Annotated in this window: 1 protein-coding gene; it reads right to left on the bottom strand. The window is 56.8% G+C overall.

Annotation, left to right across the window (positions count from 1 at the left end):
* Nucleotides 1-335 (bottom strand): transposase (locus GV832_RS21765; RefSeq protein WP_168776939.1); only part of this gene is annotated, 335 nt, incomplete at its 3' end.
* Between the last annotated feature and the right edge of the window lie 188 nt (nucleotides 336-523).

The following is a 523-nucleotide window of genomic DNA, read 5'->3' as shown; positions in this document are numbered from 1 at the left end:
TGGGCTTTCAGATACTTGCGCGGGCATGCTCGGACCAATGGCGCATGCCCGCTCACATCGATCATGACCGTCTTCTGCTCGGCAGCTTCCGAGGCAAGGCCCTCCATGATCCGGGCGAAGACACCCAGGTCGCACCAACGCTTCCATCGATTGTAGAGCGTCTTCGGTGGTCCATAAACAGCAGAGGCATCACACCAACGTAAACCATTGCGATTGATGAAGATAATGCCGCTCAAGACGCGACGGTCATCTACCCTCGGGCGCCCATGGCTCTTTGGAAAGTAGGGTCGAAGTCGGTCCACTTGCGCTTCGGTCAGCCAAAACAGGTTGCTCATCGATCAGGTCTCCTGGCCAACCGTGAATCACGGTCGACAAAGATGATCAATGGGTCCTGACCCTAGGTTCAGGACTCATTGAGTTTCAGAGCCAGAAGATGACAGTTGCGGCGAGTGCGATGGCCGAGAGGTAGACCTTGGGACATCTGTCGTAGCGGGTTGCGATCCTGCGCCAGTCCTTGAGGCGG

This window comes from Stagnihabitans tardus (genome assembly GCF_009925085.1).
Taxonomy (GTDB): Bacteria; Pseudomonadota; Alphaproteobacteria; order Rhodobacterales; family Rhodobacteraceae; genus Stagnihabitans; species Stagnihabitans tardus.
This window is presented reverse-complemented; position numbering and strand designations above follow the sequence as displayed.